This is a genomic window from Marinovum sp. J2-8, assembly GCF_055808435.1.
Map to the genome: position 1 here is coordinate 36029 of NZ_JBVVRZ010000015.1, position 15632 is coordinate 51660.

Genomic DNA, 15632 nt, shown 5'->3' on the forward strand with positions numbered 1-15632 from the left:
GACCGGTACAGCGCAAGAATACACGATATTTGGACGCCACGCCCAGCGGTCTTTCCGACACAGACGGAACACCGGGCGAGGCCAGATTGGCCGCACCCCAACGCTGGTTCAAACTTCATCCAATCAAATGGCAATCCGGTGCGTCAAACGTTCCTGAATAAGGCCGGCAATACGCGCGGTTTGGCTGCCCACTGGCTGGCCCTCGCGGCGCATCAGAATCAACTTTTCGGCGGCATCGCTTAATGCGTCGTCATGGGCGATACGTGCGACCCCGCTCAGGAATTGACCGACGTAATCCATGGTTTTGTCATCGGTGCCATCACAGAGGATACCGGCGATATGCGCCATATCGTCCTGAAAAGCGATCTGATCTGGATGCAACTCGACCTCGGTCAGGGGGCGGGGGCCGGTGGGTTGGCGTTCCGGCGGCAGAAGCGACAGGATCAATTCCTGAAAATTGATCAGCGAAACAATGGGTTTCAACATGAACCCATCCGCGCCGGCGGCCACGGCCATATCTTCGGCAAAATCATCGCCACTGGTGCCCAGAATCACCGGGATGCGCGGGCTGCCAGCGGCCAGTTCGGCAATCAATTCTGCACCCGAACCATCGGGCAGGCCAAGATCGACAATTGTCACCGATGGCCGGTACACCCGCAAATGCCGTCGTGCCGAGCGCAGACAATCCGCCCGCCTGATGCGCGCACCGGACCTGAGACACAGCAATCGCATCGCCTCACAGGCGAAACGGCTGTCTTCGACCACAAGAACGGTTAACCCCAACAGGGGTCTTTCCGGTGATGGTGTGCGATCAATTTGCAGATTTTCGAGGTCGTCCATGCCTAGCCCTCCAATTCCCTCCAGAATGCGCATTCGAAGTTACCAAAGGTTTAATGCGCGCTCCTGTCCAATTGCCTGTTGCCGCCACAACGGCGATAACCTTCGCAAATGACCCGCAAACAGGAGCCTCGCCCATGATCGGCCGCCTCAATCACGTTGCCATCGCCGTCCCTGACCTTGACGCCGCTGCGGCGCAATATCGCTCTGCTTTGGGGGCCACAGTCGGCGCACCGCAGGACGAACCGGATCATGGCGTCACGGTGATTTTCATCGAATTGCCAAACACCAAAATCGAATTGCTTTACCCCCTGGGCGAAGATTCCCCCATCCAAAGGTTTCTGGACAAAAACCCGGCCTGCGGCATTCATCATATCTGCTACGAAGTAGACGACATCCTGGCCGCGCGCGACCATTTGCAATCCACCGGCGCCCGGGTTCTGGGCAGTGGCGAACCAAAGATCGGCGCCCATGGCAAACCGGTTTTGTTCTTGCATCCCAAAGACTTCAACGGCTGTCTCGTTGAACTGGAACAGGTGTAATCGAAAATGGCCATCACATCCGCCATCGTGCTTTTTGCTGTTTTGTGGTTCATGACCTTTCTGGTGGTCATCCCGTTTCGCATCCAGACCCAGGGCGATCTGGGCGAGGTGGTTGAAGGCACCCACGCCGGTGCCCCCCAAGTGCATAACCTGAAGCGCAAGGCATGGATCACCACCGCCATCGCCGGCGTCCTCTGGGCGATTTTGACAGCAATCATCCTACTAGAGATCGTGACCGTCCGCGACATCGACAGCTGGATGTTCCAACGGATGCCGCCCGCGACCACGCAATAGGCAAACGCCCCGTTTTCCCGGCATTACCGCCGGGAAAGCGCGTGATAAATATGGGTAAAGGTCGCCGCCCCCAGAATCGGAATCAGCAGGTTCACCAACGGGATACTCAGCGGCATCGCCATCAACACCCCGGCAATCCAGATCGTGCCAAGATGTTTCTTGCGCATCGCGCGCGCGCCGTCGCGGCCAATGCGCCGCATCGCGGCCAGGGTGAAATATTCCCGCCCCAACAAGAACCCGTTCATTCCCCAAAAGATGAACAGCGCGGCAAAGGGCAACATCACGTAAAGGATGATCGCCAGGATATTTGCCGCCACCAATACACCCAGGAAATTCAGCGTATCGCGCAGCGCATCGGCAAAGGGCACCGGGGCAGCGGCGGGCAAATGCGAATAATGTCGGTCTTCGACCGCCTGCGCCACCTCGTCCAAAAACAGCGATGTGATCGCTGAGGCCACCGGCACCATCAAAAACGCCGACAACACCACCATGAAGATCAGCGACCCAAAACTGAGCAGATCGCCAACCCAGGTCACCTCGCCCACCAGCGGCAATGTCGTTGTGTCGCCGGTCATCCATTCGACCAGCCACAACAGCCCGGCATAGGCACCAAACAACAACGCCAACGTCAGACCGATTCCCATGCCAAGGACACGACGAAAGCGCGGATCGCTCAGCTGGGCCAGAGATTTGGTAAAGGCGGCAAGAATCATGTGTCCATCCAGGTTGTCTTGGCTGTCAGATCCGGGCGCGGGCGTTCGGGCGGTGCGGCACGTTCGGTGCCGATATGCAGGATGCCCGCCACCTGTTCCCCGGCGGACAACCCCAGACCCTGTTCAACAAAATCACGGTCATGACTGGCCCAACCCGACAACCAGTTCGCCCCCCACCCCGAGGCCAAAGCCGCATTCAGCAGCGCCAGACAGACCGCCCCGGCGGAATAGAATTGCTCTATCTCCGGCACTTTTTCCGAAGCAACCGGCGCGGCAACCACAACCACCGCCAGCGGGCTGTCGGCAAAGGCGGCCTGGGCCTTGGCAATCTGTTCGCCATCCATCGCCAGCGCCGCACCCCGCGCACCAACCAGCGCCGCCAATCGGTCCAGCGCCGCACGTTCCAACACGATAAACCGCCAGGGTTCCAGCTTGCCATGATCGGGGCTGCGCGCCGCCGCGGTCAGGATCGGGGCCAGTGCCGCACGATCCGGCGCCGGCGCCTGCAATGTCTTGGCCGGGCGGGACCGGCGGTTCAACAGAAATTCCATGGCGGCAGGATTCGGCTGGGGCATCGGATCTCCAATGTATCGCGCGTTATGTCATGCCTTCGGTATGTCACCCGCCCCGTGCCGGGTTTCAAGTGCCCTGCCCCCGGTTTATGCCAGAGAGATGAGGAAGCTGCCCGATCTTGCCCACCTGGCCCAGACCGACACCGACATCGCCGTGCGCGTCACGCCGGGGGCCTCGCGCAATGCGATTACCGTCGCAGAGGGGCTTATTTCCGTCCGCGTTACGGCCCCGCCACAGGATGGCAAAGCCAATGAAGCGGTGCGCAAATTGCTTGCCAAATCTCTGGGTCTGGCCAAATCCCGGTTGACCTTGGTCCGGGGGGCGACATCACGGGACAAGGTTTTTCGGGTGAATTAGTCAAGCGGCTTATCGCGGCGCCAGCCCTTCGGTCGGGGGACGCGGCGAAGAAGCGGTCACAAATTCTGCCCGGCGCTTTTCATAGAACGCGTTGCCGCCGGTGGTCACCACATAATGCATGTTGTTGTAATTGGCCTGATACCAGGCTGCGTGGAAAAACTTGGCAATTCCGACATGCGGGTGCCGTGTCCCGCTGAGCACCGCGCGGGCGGCCTCCTGTGCCAGCGGCGCGCCGCGATCGGTCATCGGTTTCGACATGACGCCGGGGGCAAATTGGTTTTTCTGGCTGACGACACCACAGACGGTGTTCGGGAAAGCATCCGATTTGACCCGGTTCATCACCACACTGCCGACCGCGATCATCCCGTCCCAGCTGGACCTGTTGGATTCAAAATACATCGCCCGCGACATGCATTCCAAATCCGCGGCCTGTGGTTTGGATGGCTTTGATTTCGGGCCGCCACAGGCCGCCAAAACGGACAAACCGACCAAAGCGATGACCCGCAGGCCGGTCATTTGGGTTACGGACATGAGTGCGGCCTTTTCTTGGGACTTTGGGACGGAGCGCATCGCCAGATTTACCCGGCATTCGCCGCCAAGGGCAAGGGGCGGCTTTGCCCGGGACACACGCCCAGACCAAAGCATCACGCCCAGGGATTAAACACCAAAAGGCGCGGCAAAAATCCCGTTAGCAGCCTGATAAAAAACGGAAATCAATCCCGACCGGCGTCTAGTCTTCGCCTTCGTTGCGCCGGTACACCCCTTCGGGCAGGTCGATCGCCGTGGCCAGATCACGCATTTGCGATATGGAAAAGGTGATTTTATGCACCTTGTCTTCGCGCGGATCGTATTGTTCGACGGTGATACATTCCGCAAAGCTGTTGACGACAACATCCTCCTGAAGCGGTGTTTCGCCTTCATCCACCAGTGTGACCACTGTGGCATCAAATTCGTGCTCGATGCTGAACATAGCCGCAGATTAGCCACTGATCCGGCATTTGCAACCGCGGCCCGCCGATAACCGGAATTTGCCGCTTCGTGATCATTCGCCTCTGGCACCTTGCCGGAACCCTCCGTAATCTGGGGTGGATATGATCCGCTATGTACTCTTCATTTCCCTGTTTCTGCTCTCGGCCTGCGCCGAGATCACACCCATGCCGCCCACAGCGCCCGGGGATGAAAGAGACACGCTCAGCGATGTCGAAATCCAACGCTTTGCCGACCGCGCCGCCCGGCAATTCGTCCGTGTGGTCGAAACGGTAGAGCCGGTCGCCGAAGCCGAATGTCGCAATCGCACGCGGGATGTGTCCTGCGATTTTCAGATTGTGGTGGATGATCGGCTGAACCAGCCGCCAAATGCGTTTCACACGCTGGATCGCAATGGCCAGCCGATCATCGCATTCAACCTTGCGCTGATTCTGGCGGTGGAAAACGCCGATGAGCTGGCCTTTATCATGGGCCATGAGGCCGCACACCACATTGCCAGGCCATATTGAACGCGCCCGCCAGAACGCGACCCTCGGCGCGCAGGTCCTGGCCAGTGCGGCGGCGACGATATCCGGTGGCGACAGCGATGCCATCCGCGCCGGGCAACAGCTGGGCGCGGCCATCGGACGCCAGAGTTTCACCAAGGATTTCGAGCTGGAGGCAGATGCCCTTGGCACGATCATCGCCTACCGGGCCGGGTATGATCCGGTGAAGGGCGCGAAATTCTTTAGCCGCATTCCTGATCCCGGCAACCGGTTTCTGGGCACCCATCCGCCCAATGCCGCGCGCATCGAAACGGTGCGCCGGGTCGCGGCGGGGCTACAGGGCAGCTAACGCCAATTCCCCGCTCGCGACAGCGACTTGCGCAGTGACGCTGTGTCGGAACGTCGGTGTTCATGTTCCAACAATGTCGAAAACCCTCTAGACTGCGCCGAAATCACCCGCGGGGACGTCGATTGCCATGGCAGTGACATTGAAAGAGGTCGCAGAACGCGCCGGGGTGTCCCGGTCGGCGGTGTCACGCACCTTTACCGATGGGGCATCGGTGTCGGCGAAAATGCGCAGCAAGGTGGAAAAAGCCGCGCGTGAATTGGGCTATAGCCCGAATGCGCTGGCCTCGTCGCTGACCACCGGGCGCACAAAGCTGATCGGGTTGGTCTCCAACAACTTTCACAACCCGGTGTTTCTGGAGGTATTCGATCTTTTCACCCGTGGCATTCAGGATCGCGGCCTGCGGCCCCTGTTGGTCAACCTGTCAGAGGAAACCGATGCCCAGGCCACGCAACGCATGTTGCAGCAATATTCGGTGGATGGGGTTGTTGTGGCGTCCTCCACCCTGCCACCGGGGTTTTCGCGTGCGTTTCGCGATGTGGATGTGCCGGTGGTCCATGCCTTTGGCCGCGCGACCACCCCGGCCCAGGTGCATATGGTCGGGATAGACAACACGGCCTGCGGGCGCATGGCAGCGCGGGAATTCATCACGCGCGGCTATCGCGCGCTTGCGTTCCTTGGCGGGCCAGAGGCCGCAACATCGACCCAGGACCGGCTGTCCGGCTTCCTGTCTGAAATTGCCCAGCACCCGGACATAACCGCCAGTTTCAGTTTTGCCGAGGCCTATTCCTTTGACGCGGGTCGCGCGGAAATGGAACGTCTTTTGACCTGTGTCCCGGCAGAGGCCTATTTCTGCGGCGATGATGTCCTGGCGATTGGGGCGCTTTCGGCGATCAAGGATCGCGGGCTGACGGTGCCCGGCGACATCGGTATTCTGGGCCTGAATGACATGCAAATCTCAGGCTGGCCCAATATCGACCTGACGACCATCCGGCAGCCGTTTCCACAAATCGTGGCCTCGGCGTTGGACATGATCACATCAATGCTGAAGGCGCCTGCAAGTCTTCCGGAAACCCGGGTTTTTCCCTGTACGCTGGTTGAACGCGGAACACTGCGATTGCCGCCGCGGTGATCCGCGTGCCCTTAGCGAAACATCGGTGGCCGGGCATCCACCCATGCGCCGTCATGCGCGCCGCTGTGCGCCACGGCAAAAACCGCCGCCATCGACCGCAGACCATCCTCGGCACGCGGATATAGATCCGCCGCCGGGTCGATGGGGCGCGCGTCTTTTTCTGCGCGGATCGCCTCGGCCAGATCAGAATAGATATTGGCAAAGGCCAGCGGCATCCCCTCGGCATGGCCGATGGTTACCCGGGTTGTACGATCCGCCTCGGGCGAGAGGCCGGCCTCGCCACGTTCGATCACCTGCAACCGCCCGCCAAGGGGCATATGATAAAGCTGATTTGGCTGTTCCTGCGCCCAGCGCAATCCGCCCGTTTCGCCGAACACCTGCAAGGTCAATCCATGTTGACGGCCCAATGCAATGGACGAGGTCCAAAGCCGCCCAACCGCACCGCCGTCAAACCGCAGATTGACCATGGCGTCATCTTCCAGAACCCGGCTTTGGATGCACGACACCGTATCGGCCGAAAGCTTTGTCACCTCCTGCCCGATCACGAAACTTGCCATATGCAACGCGTGAATGCCGCAATCCGCAAATTGCGCGCTGACCCCGGCCTGTGCCGGATCATAGCGCCAGCGGACCCGCGGATTGTCGGCGTCGCCCGCATCGGCGTGGTGGCCATGGGCGAATTCCGCCTTGATCAGCCGGATTTTCCCCAGATCCCGCCGCGCCACCATCGCCCGCATATGTCGGACCAGCGAATAGCCGGAATAGCCGTAATTGACCGCACAGATCCGTCCGCTGGACTTGGCCAGCCGCACGATTTCCTCGGCCTCTTCCACGGTCATCGTCATTGGCTTTTCGCACAGCACGTGAAACCCGGCTGACAAGAAACCCTTGGCAATTTCAAAGTGGGTGGCATTTGGCGTGGCGATTGTCACAAGATCAACCCGGTCATCGCGGCCCTGTTCGCCCGCCAGCATCTCTTGCCAACTGCCATAGGCGCGATCCGCCGCCAGCCCAAGCCGCTGGCCATACTCCCGCCCGACGTCCGGGCGGTGATCCAATGCGCCAGCGACAAAGTCAAACGCGCCATCAAGCCCGGCACCCAACCGATGCGCAGGCCCGATTTGACTGCCCTCGCCGCCGCCGATCATACCCCATTTCAACTTTGCCAATTCCGGTCCCCCCCTCAGGTAAAGCCAATGGATCGAAGGTATTCGCGATTCTTGCAAGCATCACCCAGCGGATCAGGGTCAAGCGCAGGATCGCAATCCTGTTCCACCGTACACCAGCCGCTGAAATCTGCATCCAGAAGCAGCTGTCGGACAGCGGCCAAATCGACATCCCCCGCGCCGAGATTACAGAATATGCCCTGCCCGCACGCATCGTAGAACCCGGTGCGGTTGGCAATGACGCGGGATTTGACGGCTGGGTCTATATCCTTGAAATGCACATAGGAAATCCGGTCCATATGGCGCTTCATGAACGCAACCGGATCGTAACCGGCATAGGAATGGTGACCGGTATCCAGGCAGATTTTCAACAGGCTGTCGTCGACTTCGGCCAACAGCCGCTCCAGCTCTGGTTCGAAATCAATAAATCCGCCAGCATGTGCATGGATGCCAACCGTCAAGCCGTATTCCTGCGTCGCAATCCGCGCCGCTTCTGCGATGCGATCGCGAAAGGCGACCCATTCAGCGGGCTCCATTTGCTCGGCCTCTTGCGCGCGGCCCGCCGTCGGGGCGCGTCGTGGCGAAATCGAGTCAATCAAAACCAGATGCTGCGCGCCATGCGCCCGCAAGGCCCGCGCGGTGCGGTGGGTTGCATCCAGCACGTCATCCCAGGCCCCCGGATCATGAAACGGGCGAAACACCACGCCGCCAATCAACGTCAGATCATGATCGGCCAGCGCCGCGCCCAACACCGCCGGATCCTCTGGCATATAGCCAACAGGGCCAAGTTCGATCCCGCGAAACCCGGCGGCGGCGCAATCGCGCAGCACGTCCTGCCAGGTTGGATTGCGCGAATCCTTGGCAAATTCCACGCCCCAGGAACAGGGCGCATTGCCGATCTGAATGGTCATTTTCGGCCCCTTTATGATCGTGGTGCACCAATCAATTGCCAATGCAACCGGTTGCAAAATTTGTAGCCCCGGCTATGCTGCCGCGCAAGTAACATCCCGCCAAACAGCGCGTTTTGCAATCATGAGGGGAGCGCCGCATATGACAGATCAGGTCCGGGAAACCGGCCAGGGCCGCCTGATTGATGGTATCCAAAAGGGTCGCTTTGTGGTCTTTGGCCGTGCAGGAATGGATATGTTTGCCGATCCCCCCGGCACCCCCGCGGATGAGGCCGAAAGCTTCCGTGCCGATCTGGGCGGGTCATCGGCCAATATCTGTGCCGGGCTGTGCAAGCTAGGGTTGCAGGCGGCTTTGGTGACCTCGGTGTCCCATGATGCGGCCGGGCGGTTTTGCGTCAACCGGCTGCGCCATTACGGGGTGAATACCGATTATGTCCGGGTTCTGGACGGCGAGCATCGGGTGTCACTGGCGGTCTATGAAAGCCGGATCGAGGATTTCCAACTGGTGATCTATCGCAACAATGCGGTGGATTTTCAGGTCAGCAACGCGGATGTCGACCGGGTGAATTATGCGGATTTTGGCGCATTGATCACGGCGGGCACCGTCTTTGCCGCCGAACCGTCGCGCAGCTCGACCTTTCATGCGTTTTCCAATGCACGTGCCGCCGGGGTGCCGGTGATTTTTGACATTGATTACAGGCCGTACTCCTGGCCGTCGCCGGAAATTGCCTCTCAGGTTCTGACCCGTGCGGGCGAAGAAAGCGACATGATTGTCGGCAATGACGAGGAATTCGGCTTTATGGCTGGCGGGATCGAACGTGGCTTGGACAAGGCCCGCGCGCTGGCGGCACAGAACAAATTGGTGATCTACAAGCGGGGCGAAAAGGGCGCGATTACCCTGATGGGGGATCAGGAGATCCACACCGGCATTTACCCCGCCACCCCGATGAAACCGGTTGGCACCGGTGACAGTTTCATGGCCGGGCTGCTGGCCGCCTTGGCCGAGGGGCGCCCGCTGCGTGACGCGGTGTTGCGCGGGTCTGCCTGTGCTTCGATCGTGGTGGGCCAACCCGGTTGCGCCCCCGCGATGCCGACCTTGGCCGAATTGAACGCCTATCTTGGGTCGCATCCCGGCCCCACAGACCCCGACAAAGGATGAAAGATGCATATCGCCCCCTATGACAACGCCAACACGCCCATCGTCGATGTCGATCACGACCTGGTGCCGCTGAATTATTTCAATATCGTCAAACTGAAAGCGGGCGACACATTCGAATACGACGTCGCGGGGTATGAAACCTGCGTTGTGCCCGCGACCGGCACTGTCGATGTCGATGTCGAGGGCGCGGTGTTTTCCCAGATCGGCAATCGCGGCGTAGATGTCTGGGACGGCGAGCCAGAGGGCGTCTATGCGCCCACCGGCACCAAGGTGCGCCTGAGCTGTACCCGTGATGCCGAAGTATTTGTTGCCGGCGCAAAATTTGACCGCGTGCTGGAACCGTTCGAGGTCCGGCCAGATGCGCTGGACAAGGTGCAATACGGCTCTGACGACACCAAGACCCATCGCAAGATCAAACATATTCTGGGCGCGACGGATCATGACCGGGTGGGCCGTTTGTTGGTCAGCGAATTGTTTACGGTTGGCACCGGCGGCTGGTCGGGATTTCCCAGCCACAAACACGACACGGACCGTTTGCCAGAGGAAACCCGCCACGACGAAACCTATAACTTTCGGTTCAAGCCGGACTACGGCTCTGGGCTTCAGATGCTGCAACGGGTCGATAATGAGCCCGGCGATGCCTATCATATCGTGAATGGATCGACGGTTCTGATCGACAAGGGATACCACCCCTGCGTCGCGCTGCCGGGGTATGAGATGTATTATTTCACCATTCTGGGCGGGCTGACCCAGCGTTCGCTAAAGCAATATTTCCAACCCACACATGCCGAGCAATTACACACCATCCCCGGCATCATGGATATGGTGGCCAAGTTCAAATGACCCTGGCGACCTTGGCTCAGGTGCTGCAACCGGCGCTGCACGGCGGCTCTGCCGTGGCGGGTCTGGTCACGCTTGGCTGGGAAGATATGTGCGCCTATGTCGCCGCCGCCGAGGCCGAGGGCGTGCCGGTGATCCTTCAGGCCGGGCCGGGATGTCGCGATCATACCCCCCTGCCGGTCCTTGGCGCGATGTTTCGGCATTTGGCCGAAGGCGCATCTGTGCCGGTGGTGGCGCATCTGGATCATGGTTATTGCACCGAGGATTGCCGCATCGCGATTGACTGTGGCTTTACCTCGGTCATGTTCGATGGGTCGGGCGGCCCCCTGCAACAGAACATTGACGAAACCGCCGCGATTGCCGAAATGGCCCATGCGGCGGGGGTGTCCTGTGAGGGGGAAATTGGGTTCGTCGGCTATGCCGACGGTGCAGCCTCGACCGGCACCGCCCCGGACGAGGCCGCGCAATTCGCAAGAGAGACCGGCGTAGATGCCATGGCAATTTCGGTCGGCAACACGCATCTGCAACAAAAAACCGGCGCCGGATTGGATGAAGACCGCATTCGCGCGATTGAAGCCGTCACAGACGTGCCCCTGGTCATCCATGGCGGGTCTGGCGTGCCGCTGGACCAGCGCCGCCATCTGGCCCGGACGTCAAAGATCTGTAAATTCAACATCGGCACCGAATTGCGGATGGTGTTCGGTCAATCGCTGCGCGCGGCATTGGCAAATGACCCCGCTGTCTTTGACCGCAATGCGATCCTGCGCGCAACGCAAGATCCGATGATTTCGGCCGCCCGGCAGGTGCTTCGGGCGTTCAAACCGACCTGACCCAGTTTTTGATACACATCAAAGTTCCGTGCGACCCCGGCCCCTATGCTGACACCCAACAGCCAGAATCGGGAAGGACAGCAGATGCTTTCGTCGGAACAGATCAAACGCCACGCGATCCTGATGGACCGCATGGGCGATGCCCGCGGGCTGGATATGGAAGAGCAGGTGCTGCGCGGCAAAATCACCAGCGCGGAACTGGCCGATCGGGTGCTGAGCTGTGCCAATTGCACCGGACCACAGGATTGCGCGCATTGGCTGGATACCCGCACCGGCGTAGAGGGTGAAAGCCCAAGCTATTGCCGCAATGCGGATCTGTTCGACGACCTTTCAAAACGCTGACAACTGTTCCCAAAGGGCGCAGGTTGTGGGGGAACCGGCACCCGGAGGGCGGGGAGGTGTGATGGCCATCCAAAGAGGTGGCCATCACCGTTCAGCGCCATTCAGTTCAACGCCATTCAGTGAAAAATGAAGCTGCGCATGGATATGCTGGACATATCAATGTTTTCGGTCATGAAGGTCAGCTGATCCGCAGTATTTGCCGCCCCGGCCACCGCCAATGCAGGCAAATAATGATCAACCGAAGGGTGTGCCATGGTCAGCAGGTTGCCCAACCCACGGCGGTCCGTCAATGCGGCCAGATCGCGCTCTGCCAGACGATCGGCGAACAGCGTGTCGAATTCTGTGGCCCAATCATGCGCCGATGCGCCCGGACGAATCTGCCGCAAGTTGTGCACCACATTGCCACTGCCAAGGATCAACACACCGCGATTGCGCAGCTCGGCCAGCTTCTGACCAATCTCCAGATGCCAATCCAGATCTTTGGTCATGTCGATCGACAATTGAAACACCGGCACATCGGCCAGCGGATACAGGAATTTCAACACCTGCCAGGCCCCGTGATCCAGACCCCAGGTTTCATCACCCTCGGCATGATGGCTGGCCAGCAGTGAAATCACGTCTTGCGCCAAGGCCGGATCGCCCTTTGCGGGATATTGTTCACGGTACAGCGCCTCCGGAAAGCCGTTGAAATCATGGATCGTGCGCGGCATCGCCGATACATCGACCAGCGTGCTGCCACGGGTCATCCAATGCGCCGACACCACCAGAATCGCCTGCGGCCGGGGAAGAGTGCGACCCAGCTCAGCCCAGCTTTTGGCATAGGGGTTGTCTTCGATGGCGTTCATCGGGCTGCCATGGCCAAGAAAAACCACCGGCATCCGATCCGAAACAGCAAATCGGTCTTGTAACGATTGCAGTGATTGAGCGACGCTCATGTCTGGCTCCTTTTGAAATGCAGCTCCTGTGCCGCCTTGCAAAAAATATAGCCCAGCGCGGGGCTTATACCTATGGCGATAGGATCACAGACAATGTGCAGGAAAACGCGACTACCGGCAGAGCATGGCCGATATGCAAAAATTTCGGAAACATTTGAAACTCAAGTCTTGCCCGACTCAGAATGATGGCCTAATTGCGATTCTAGAGAGACAGGTAAACCAACGGCCAATTTGGCCACATGACGAGCGACAGGAGGCCACCATGCCGACGACCCGCGACGAATGGATCCGCGACGTACGCAGCCGGGCAGCAACACTGCCGGCGGTGTTTATCGTGTATGGTTTTCTTGTGATCACGATGATCGCCACCGGGATGGCGATGACCTAGGATCGGCTTGACGCCCCCGGGCTGTCGCCGTTTTCAGCAATCTTGACCGATGACACACGCCCGGCTTTTGCCGGACGCATTTTGATTTCCCGCGACTGACCTAAACCTCGGCCCCTTCGCCAAGGTTTTCTATGCCGCGTTCCTCCAGCAAATCGGTCAGCCAATTCGGATCCATTTCCGGCACTGAGCTTAGCAACAGATCGGTATAGGGATGGTGCGGCGGGGTGAACATCTGGTCTTTGGCCCCCTGCTCAACTACCTTGCCCTGCTGCATCACCACAACCTCGTCTGCGATTGAACGCACCGTTGCCAGATCATGGGTGATGAACATATAGGCCAGATCCAATTCGCTCTGAAGCCGGTCGAGCAGTTTCAGAATGCCTTCGGCCACCAGCTGGTCAAGCGCCGAGGTCACCTCGTCACAGATGATGAACGTCGGTTCCGCCGCCAATGCCCGGGCAATACCGATCCGCTGTTTCTGACCGCCCGAAAGCTCTGGCGGGTAGCGGTTGTAATATTTCGACGGTTCCAGCTCGATCAGATCGAGCAATTCATCCACCCGATGTTTCAGCGCCGCGCCGGACAGGCCCGAATAAAACTGCGCCGGACGGCCAATGATTTCACTGATCCGTACCTTCGGATTCAGCGCGGTATCGGCCATCTGATAAATCATCTGTGCCTGACGCAACTGATCCTTGGACCGGTTCAGGTAGCTGGGCGGCAGGGCCTCGCCTTTGAACAGGATCTCACCCGACATTGGCGGCAAGAGGCCGGTGATACAGCGCGCGGTGGTCGATTTGCCCGATCCGCTTTCGCCGACAACCGCAACCGTCATGCCCTTGTAGATATCGAATGACACGTCATCCAACACCTTGGCGCCGCCGGTATAAGCCGCGCTGACGTTTTTGACCGAAATCAGCGGGCCTTCGTCCGTTGGCCGGGATTTTTGCGGCTTTTCAAAGCTGCGCACCGCCCAGAGCGATTTGGTGTAATCCTCTTGCGGGTTTTCCAGCATGTCTTCGGTCGAGGCCTGTTCGACCTCTTCGCCCTTGAGCAGCACCTTGATGGTATCTGCCATCTGCGCCACGACCGCCAAATCATGGGTAATATAGATCGCGGCGGTGTTGAACTGATCAACGATGTCGCGGATCGCGGCCAGAACCTCGATCTGGGTGGTCACGTCCAGCGCTGTGGTCGGTTCGTCAAAGATGATCAGATCGGGACGACAGGCCATCGCCATCGCGGTCATCGCCCGCTGCAACTGACCGCCCGACACCTGATGCGGATACCGAAAGCCGATTTCCTGCGGATTGGGCAGGCGCAGACGTTCGTACAGATCCATCGCATCTTCTTGCGCCTCGATGCGTTTCTGGATGCGATATTGCAGCGGCGCTTCGGTATGCTGATCAATGATCTTATGCGCCGGATTGAAGGATGCCGCCGCCGATTGCGCCACATAGGCGATGCGCGATCCGCGCAACGCCCGTTTTTCGCCCTCTGTCGCGGTGGTCAGCTCCATCCCGTCGAATTCAATCGACCCGCTGGAAATCCGCGTACCATCCCGGGCATAGCCCATGGCCGCGGCCCCAATGGTGGATTTGCCAGCCCCGGATTCCCCGATCAGGCCCATGACCTCGCCACGGTGCAATTTCAGGTCAACGCCCTTGATGATCGGCACCCAGTCTTCGCCGGTATAGCCCTCAATGCGCAGATCTTCGATGTCGAGAAGGACAGATTTATCATGTACCATTCTTATTGCTCCTTCAGACCAGAGGACCGGAACAGCATCCAGTCGACCACGAAGTTGACCGCCACAGTCAGCAGCGCAATCGCCCCGGCCGGGATCAGGGGGGTGATATCGCCAAAGGAAATCAGCGTCGCGTTTTCACGCACCATCGACCCCCAATCGGCGGTGGGCGGCTGAATGCCAAGACCCAGGAACGAAAGCCCCGCCACCAGCAGGAAGACGAAACAGAATTCCAACCCGAACTCTGCCACCAGAGGCGCGGAACAATTGGGCAGGATTTCCTTGCGGATCAGATACCAGGTCTTTTCACCGCGCAGCTTGGCCGCTTCGATATAATCCATGACGACAACATTGCCCGCCACCGCCCGTGTCAGACGGAACACCCGTGGCGCATAGATGATGGCGACGGCCACGATGATGACAATGGTCTGCGGACCAAAGATCGACAGCATCAACAGGGCAAAGATCAGTGACGGGATCGACATGATCACATCGGCGAACCGACCCATCAGCTGGTCGAACCAGCCGCCTTTGGTTGCGGCCAGAAGTCCGGCAAACGCCCCCATGCCAAAGGCAGAGATCGTCGCCAGAAGCGCGAGACCCACGGTATTGCGGGCGCCGTAAATGATCCGGCTGAACATATCGCGGCCCAATTGATCGGCACCAAGCAGCATGTTTTCATCTGCCGGGGCAAAGGAGGATGCGATCACCTCGCTTTCGCCAAAGGGCGCGATCCACGGCGCAAAGATACCGGCAATCGCATAGGTAAAGATGATGAACATGCCAAAGGCCGCGGTCAAAGGTGCGGTCTTCAGCTCCTTTGACAGGTTGGTGGGCGTGATCAACACCAGAAATTCGCGGAAACAATAGGACGTCGCCGCCGCAAATCCCAAAAGACCCGCCGCAATCGCCACATTGCGCAGCGGCCCAACGCCGCCGACAATGCCCAGCACGAAACTGACCAGTGTCAGCGAAAACAACAGCATGAATGCGCCGCGCTTTTCAATATGCCGCCAGACAGGAGGCGATGATCAGACAGGCGAAGTAGAGA

General features: G+C 59.5%; 19 protein-coding genes and 1 pseudogene. 10 read left to right on the forward strand and 10 right to left on the reverse strand.

Annotated elements, in window-relative coordinates:
- Positions 1-123: 123 nt before the first annotated feature.
- Entirely contained in the window at positions 124-840 is a 717-nt protein-coding gene (locus AC0L4F_RS23155; protein WP_244691826.1) for a response regulator, read from the reverse strand.
- A gap of 134 nt (positions 841-974) precedes the next feature.
- Between AC0L4F_RS23155 and mce the strand changes: the two genes are divergently transcribed.
- Entirely contained in the window at positions 975-1379 is a 405-nt protein-coding gene (gene mce, locus AC0L4F_RS23160) for a methylmalonyl-CoA epimerase (RefSeq protein WP_244691829.1), read from the forward strand.
- A gap of 6 nt (positions 1380-1385) precedes the next feature.
- On the forward strand, positions 1386-1673 hold the full coding sequence (locus AC0L4F_RS23165) for a DUF1467 family protein (RefSeq protein ID WP_244691831.1): 288 nt from the start codon (positions 1386-1388) through the stop codon (positions 1671-1673).
- Between the two features lie 23 nt (positions 1674-1696).
- On the opposite strand, the gene AC0L4F_RS23170 is transcribed toward AC0L4F_RS23165, so the two are convergent.
- Entirely contained in the window at positions 1697-2386 is a 690-nt protein-coding gene (locus tag AC0L4F_RS23170) for an EI24 domain-containing protein (protein WP_244691833.1), read from the reverse strand.
- Positions 2383-2961: a nitroreductase family protein gene (locus AC0L4F_RS23175; protein WP_244691835.1), complete on the reverse strand. Its 579-nt coding sequence runs from the start codon at positions 2959-2961 to the stop codon at positions 2383-2385. The genes AC0L4F_RS23170 and AC0L4F_RS23175 overlap by 4 nt, the downstream gene beginning before the upstream one ends.
- A 97-nt stretch (positions 2962-3058) precedes the next feature.
- Here AC0L4F_RS23175 and AC0L4F_RS23180 point away from each other — a divergent pair, with 97 nt between their 5' ends.
- Positions 3059-3316 (forward strand): DUF167 domain-containing protein, encoded by a 258-nt coding sequence (locus tag AC0L4F_RS23180; protein ID WP_244691838.1) that lies wholly within the window; start codon positions 3059-3061, stop codon positions 3314-3316.
- Positions 3317-3325: 9 nt separating this feature from the next.
- Here the strand turns inward: AC0L4F_RS23180 and AC0L4F_RS23185 are convergent, their stop codons facing one another.
- Together AC0L4F_RS23185 and AC0L4F_RS23190 are read right to left on the reverse strand one after the other, a co-directional pair.
- On the reverse strand, positions 3326-3847 hold the full coding sequence (locus AC0L4F_RS23185) for a cell wall hydrolase (RefSeq protein ID WP_244691840.1): 522 nt from the start codon (positions 3845-3847) through the stop codon (positions 3326-3328).
- Positions 3848-4046: 199 nt separating this feature from the next.
- Entirely contained in the window at positions 4047-4286 is a 240-nt protein-coding gene (locus AC0L4F_RS23190; protein ID WP_244691842.1) for a hypothetical protein, read from the reverse strand.
- Between the two features lie 121 nt (positions 4287-4407).
- On the opposite strand from AC0L4F_RS23190, the pseudogene AC0L4F_RS23195 reads away from it, so the two are divergent.
- Both AC0L4F_RS23195 and AC0L4F_RS23200 read left to right on the forward strand, forming a co-directional pair.
- Positions 4408-5137, forward strand: a pseudogene (locus tag AC0L4F_RS23195) (M48 family metallopeptidase).
- Between the two features lie 127 nt (positions 5138-5264).
- On the forward strand, positions 5265-6266 hold the full coding sequence (locus AC0L4F_RS23200; protein WP_244691844.1) for a LacI family DNA-binding transcriptional regulator: 1002 nt from the start codon (positions 5265-5267) through the stop codon (positions 6264-6266).
- Between the two features lie 11 nt (positions 6267-6277).
- Here AC0L4F_RS23200 and AC0L4F_RS23205 read toward each other — a convergent pair whose 3' ends face one another.
- A complete protein-coding gene (locus AC0L4F_RS23205) occupies positions 6278-7435 on the reverse strand; it encodes a Gfo/Idh/MocA family protein (RefSeq protein WP_244691846.1) in 1158 nt (385 codons plus the stop codon).
- A 14-nt stretch (positions 7436-7449) separates the two neighbouring features.
- Entirely contained in the window at positions 7450-8343 is an 894-nt protein-coding gene (locus tag AC0L4F_RS23210) for a TIM barrel protein (protein ID WP_244691848.1), read from the reverse strand.
- A 139-nt stretch (positions 8344-8482) separates the two neighbouring features.
- On the opposite strand from AC0L4F_RS23210, the gene iolC reads away from it, so the two are divergent.
- The 4 genes from iolC (at position 8483) to AC0L4F_RS23230 (ending at position 11511) form a co-directional block, all read left to right on the forward strand.
- Complete coding sequence (iolC, locus tag AC0L4F_RS23215) at positions 8483-9499, forward strand: 5-dehydro-2-deoxygluconokinase (RefSeq protein WP_244691851.1); 1017 nt, start codon at positions 8483-8485, stop codon at positions 9497-9499.
- A gap of 3 nt (positions 9500-9502) precedes the next feature.
- On the forward strand, positions 9503-10342 hold the full coding sequence (locus tag AC0L4F_RS23220) for a 5-deoxy-glucuronate isomerase (protein WP_244691853.1): 840 nt from the start codon (positions 9503-9505) through the stop codon (positions 10340-10342).
- Positions 10339-11169: a class II fructose-bisphosphate aldolase gene (locus tag AC0L4F_RS23225; protein WP_244691855.1), complete on the forward strand. Its 831-nt coding sequence runs from the start codon at positions 10339-10341 to the stop codon at positions 11167-11169. Before AC0L4F_RS23220 ends, AC0L4F_RS23225 begins: the two co-directional genes overlap by 4 nt.
- An 84-nt stretch (positions 11170-11253) precedes the next feature.
- Positions 11254-11511: a DUF6455 family protein gene (locus AC0L4F_RS23230; RefSeq protein ID WP_244691857.1), complete on the forward strand. Its 258-nt coding sequence runs from the start codon at positions 11254-11256 to the stop codon at positions 11509-11511.
- A 116-nt stretch (positions 11512-11627) separates the two neighbouring features.
- On the opposite strand, the gene ygiD is transcribed toward AC0L4F_RS23230, so the two are convergent.
- A complete protein-coding gene (ygiD, locus tag AC0L4F_RS23235; RefSeq protein ID WP_244691859.1) occupies positions 11628-12446 on the reverse strand; it encodes a 4,5-DOPA-extradiol-dioxygenase in 819 nt (272 codons plus the stop codon).
- Between the two features lie 262 nt (positions 12447-12708).
- Between ygiD and AC0L4F_RS23240 the strand changes: the two genes are divergently transcribed.
- On the forward strand, positions 12709-12834 hold the full coding sequence (locus AC0L4F_RS23240) for a hypothetical protein (protein ID WP_280520750.1): 126 nt from the start codon (positions 12709-12711) through the stop codon (positions 12832-12834).
- A gap of 100 nt (positions 12835-12934) precedes the next feature.
- Here AC0L4F_RS23240 and AC0L4F_RS23245 read toward each other — a convergent pair whose 3' ends face one another.
- Positions 12935-14584 (reverse strand): ABC transporter ATP-binding protein, encoded by a 1650-nt coding sequence (locus AC0L4F_RS23245; protein WP_244691862.1) that lies wholly within the window; start codon positions 14582-14584, stop codon positions 12935-12937.
- A 2-nt stretch (positions 14585-14586) separates the two neighbouring features.
- The gene (locus AC0L4F_RS23250) at positions 14587-15567 is read right to left on the reverse strand and encodes an ABC transporter permease (protein WP_244691864.1); all 981 of its coding nucleotides are present in this window, start codon (positions 15565-15567) and stop codon (positions 14587-14589) included.
- Positions 15568-15632: the final 65 nt, after the last annotated feature.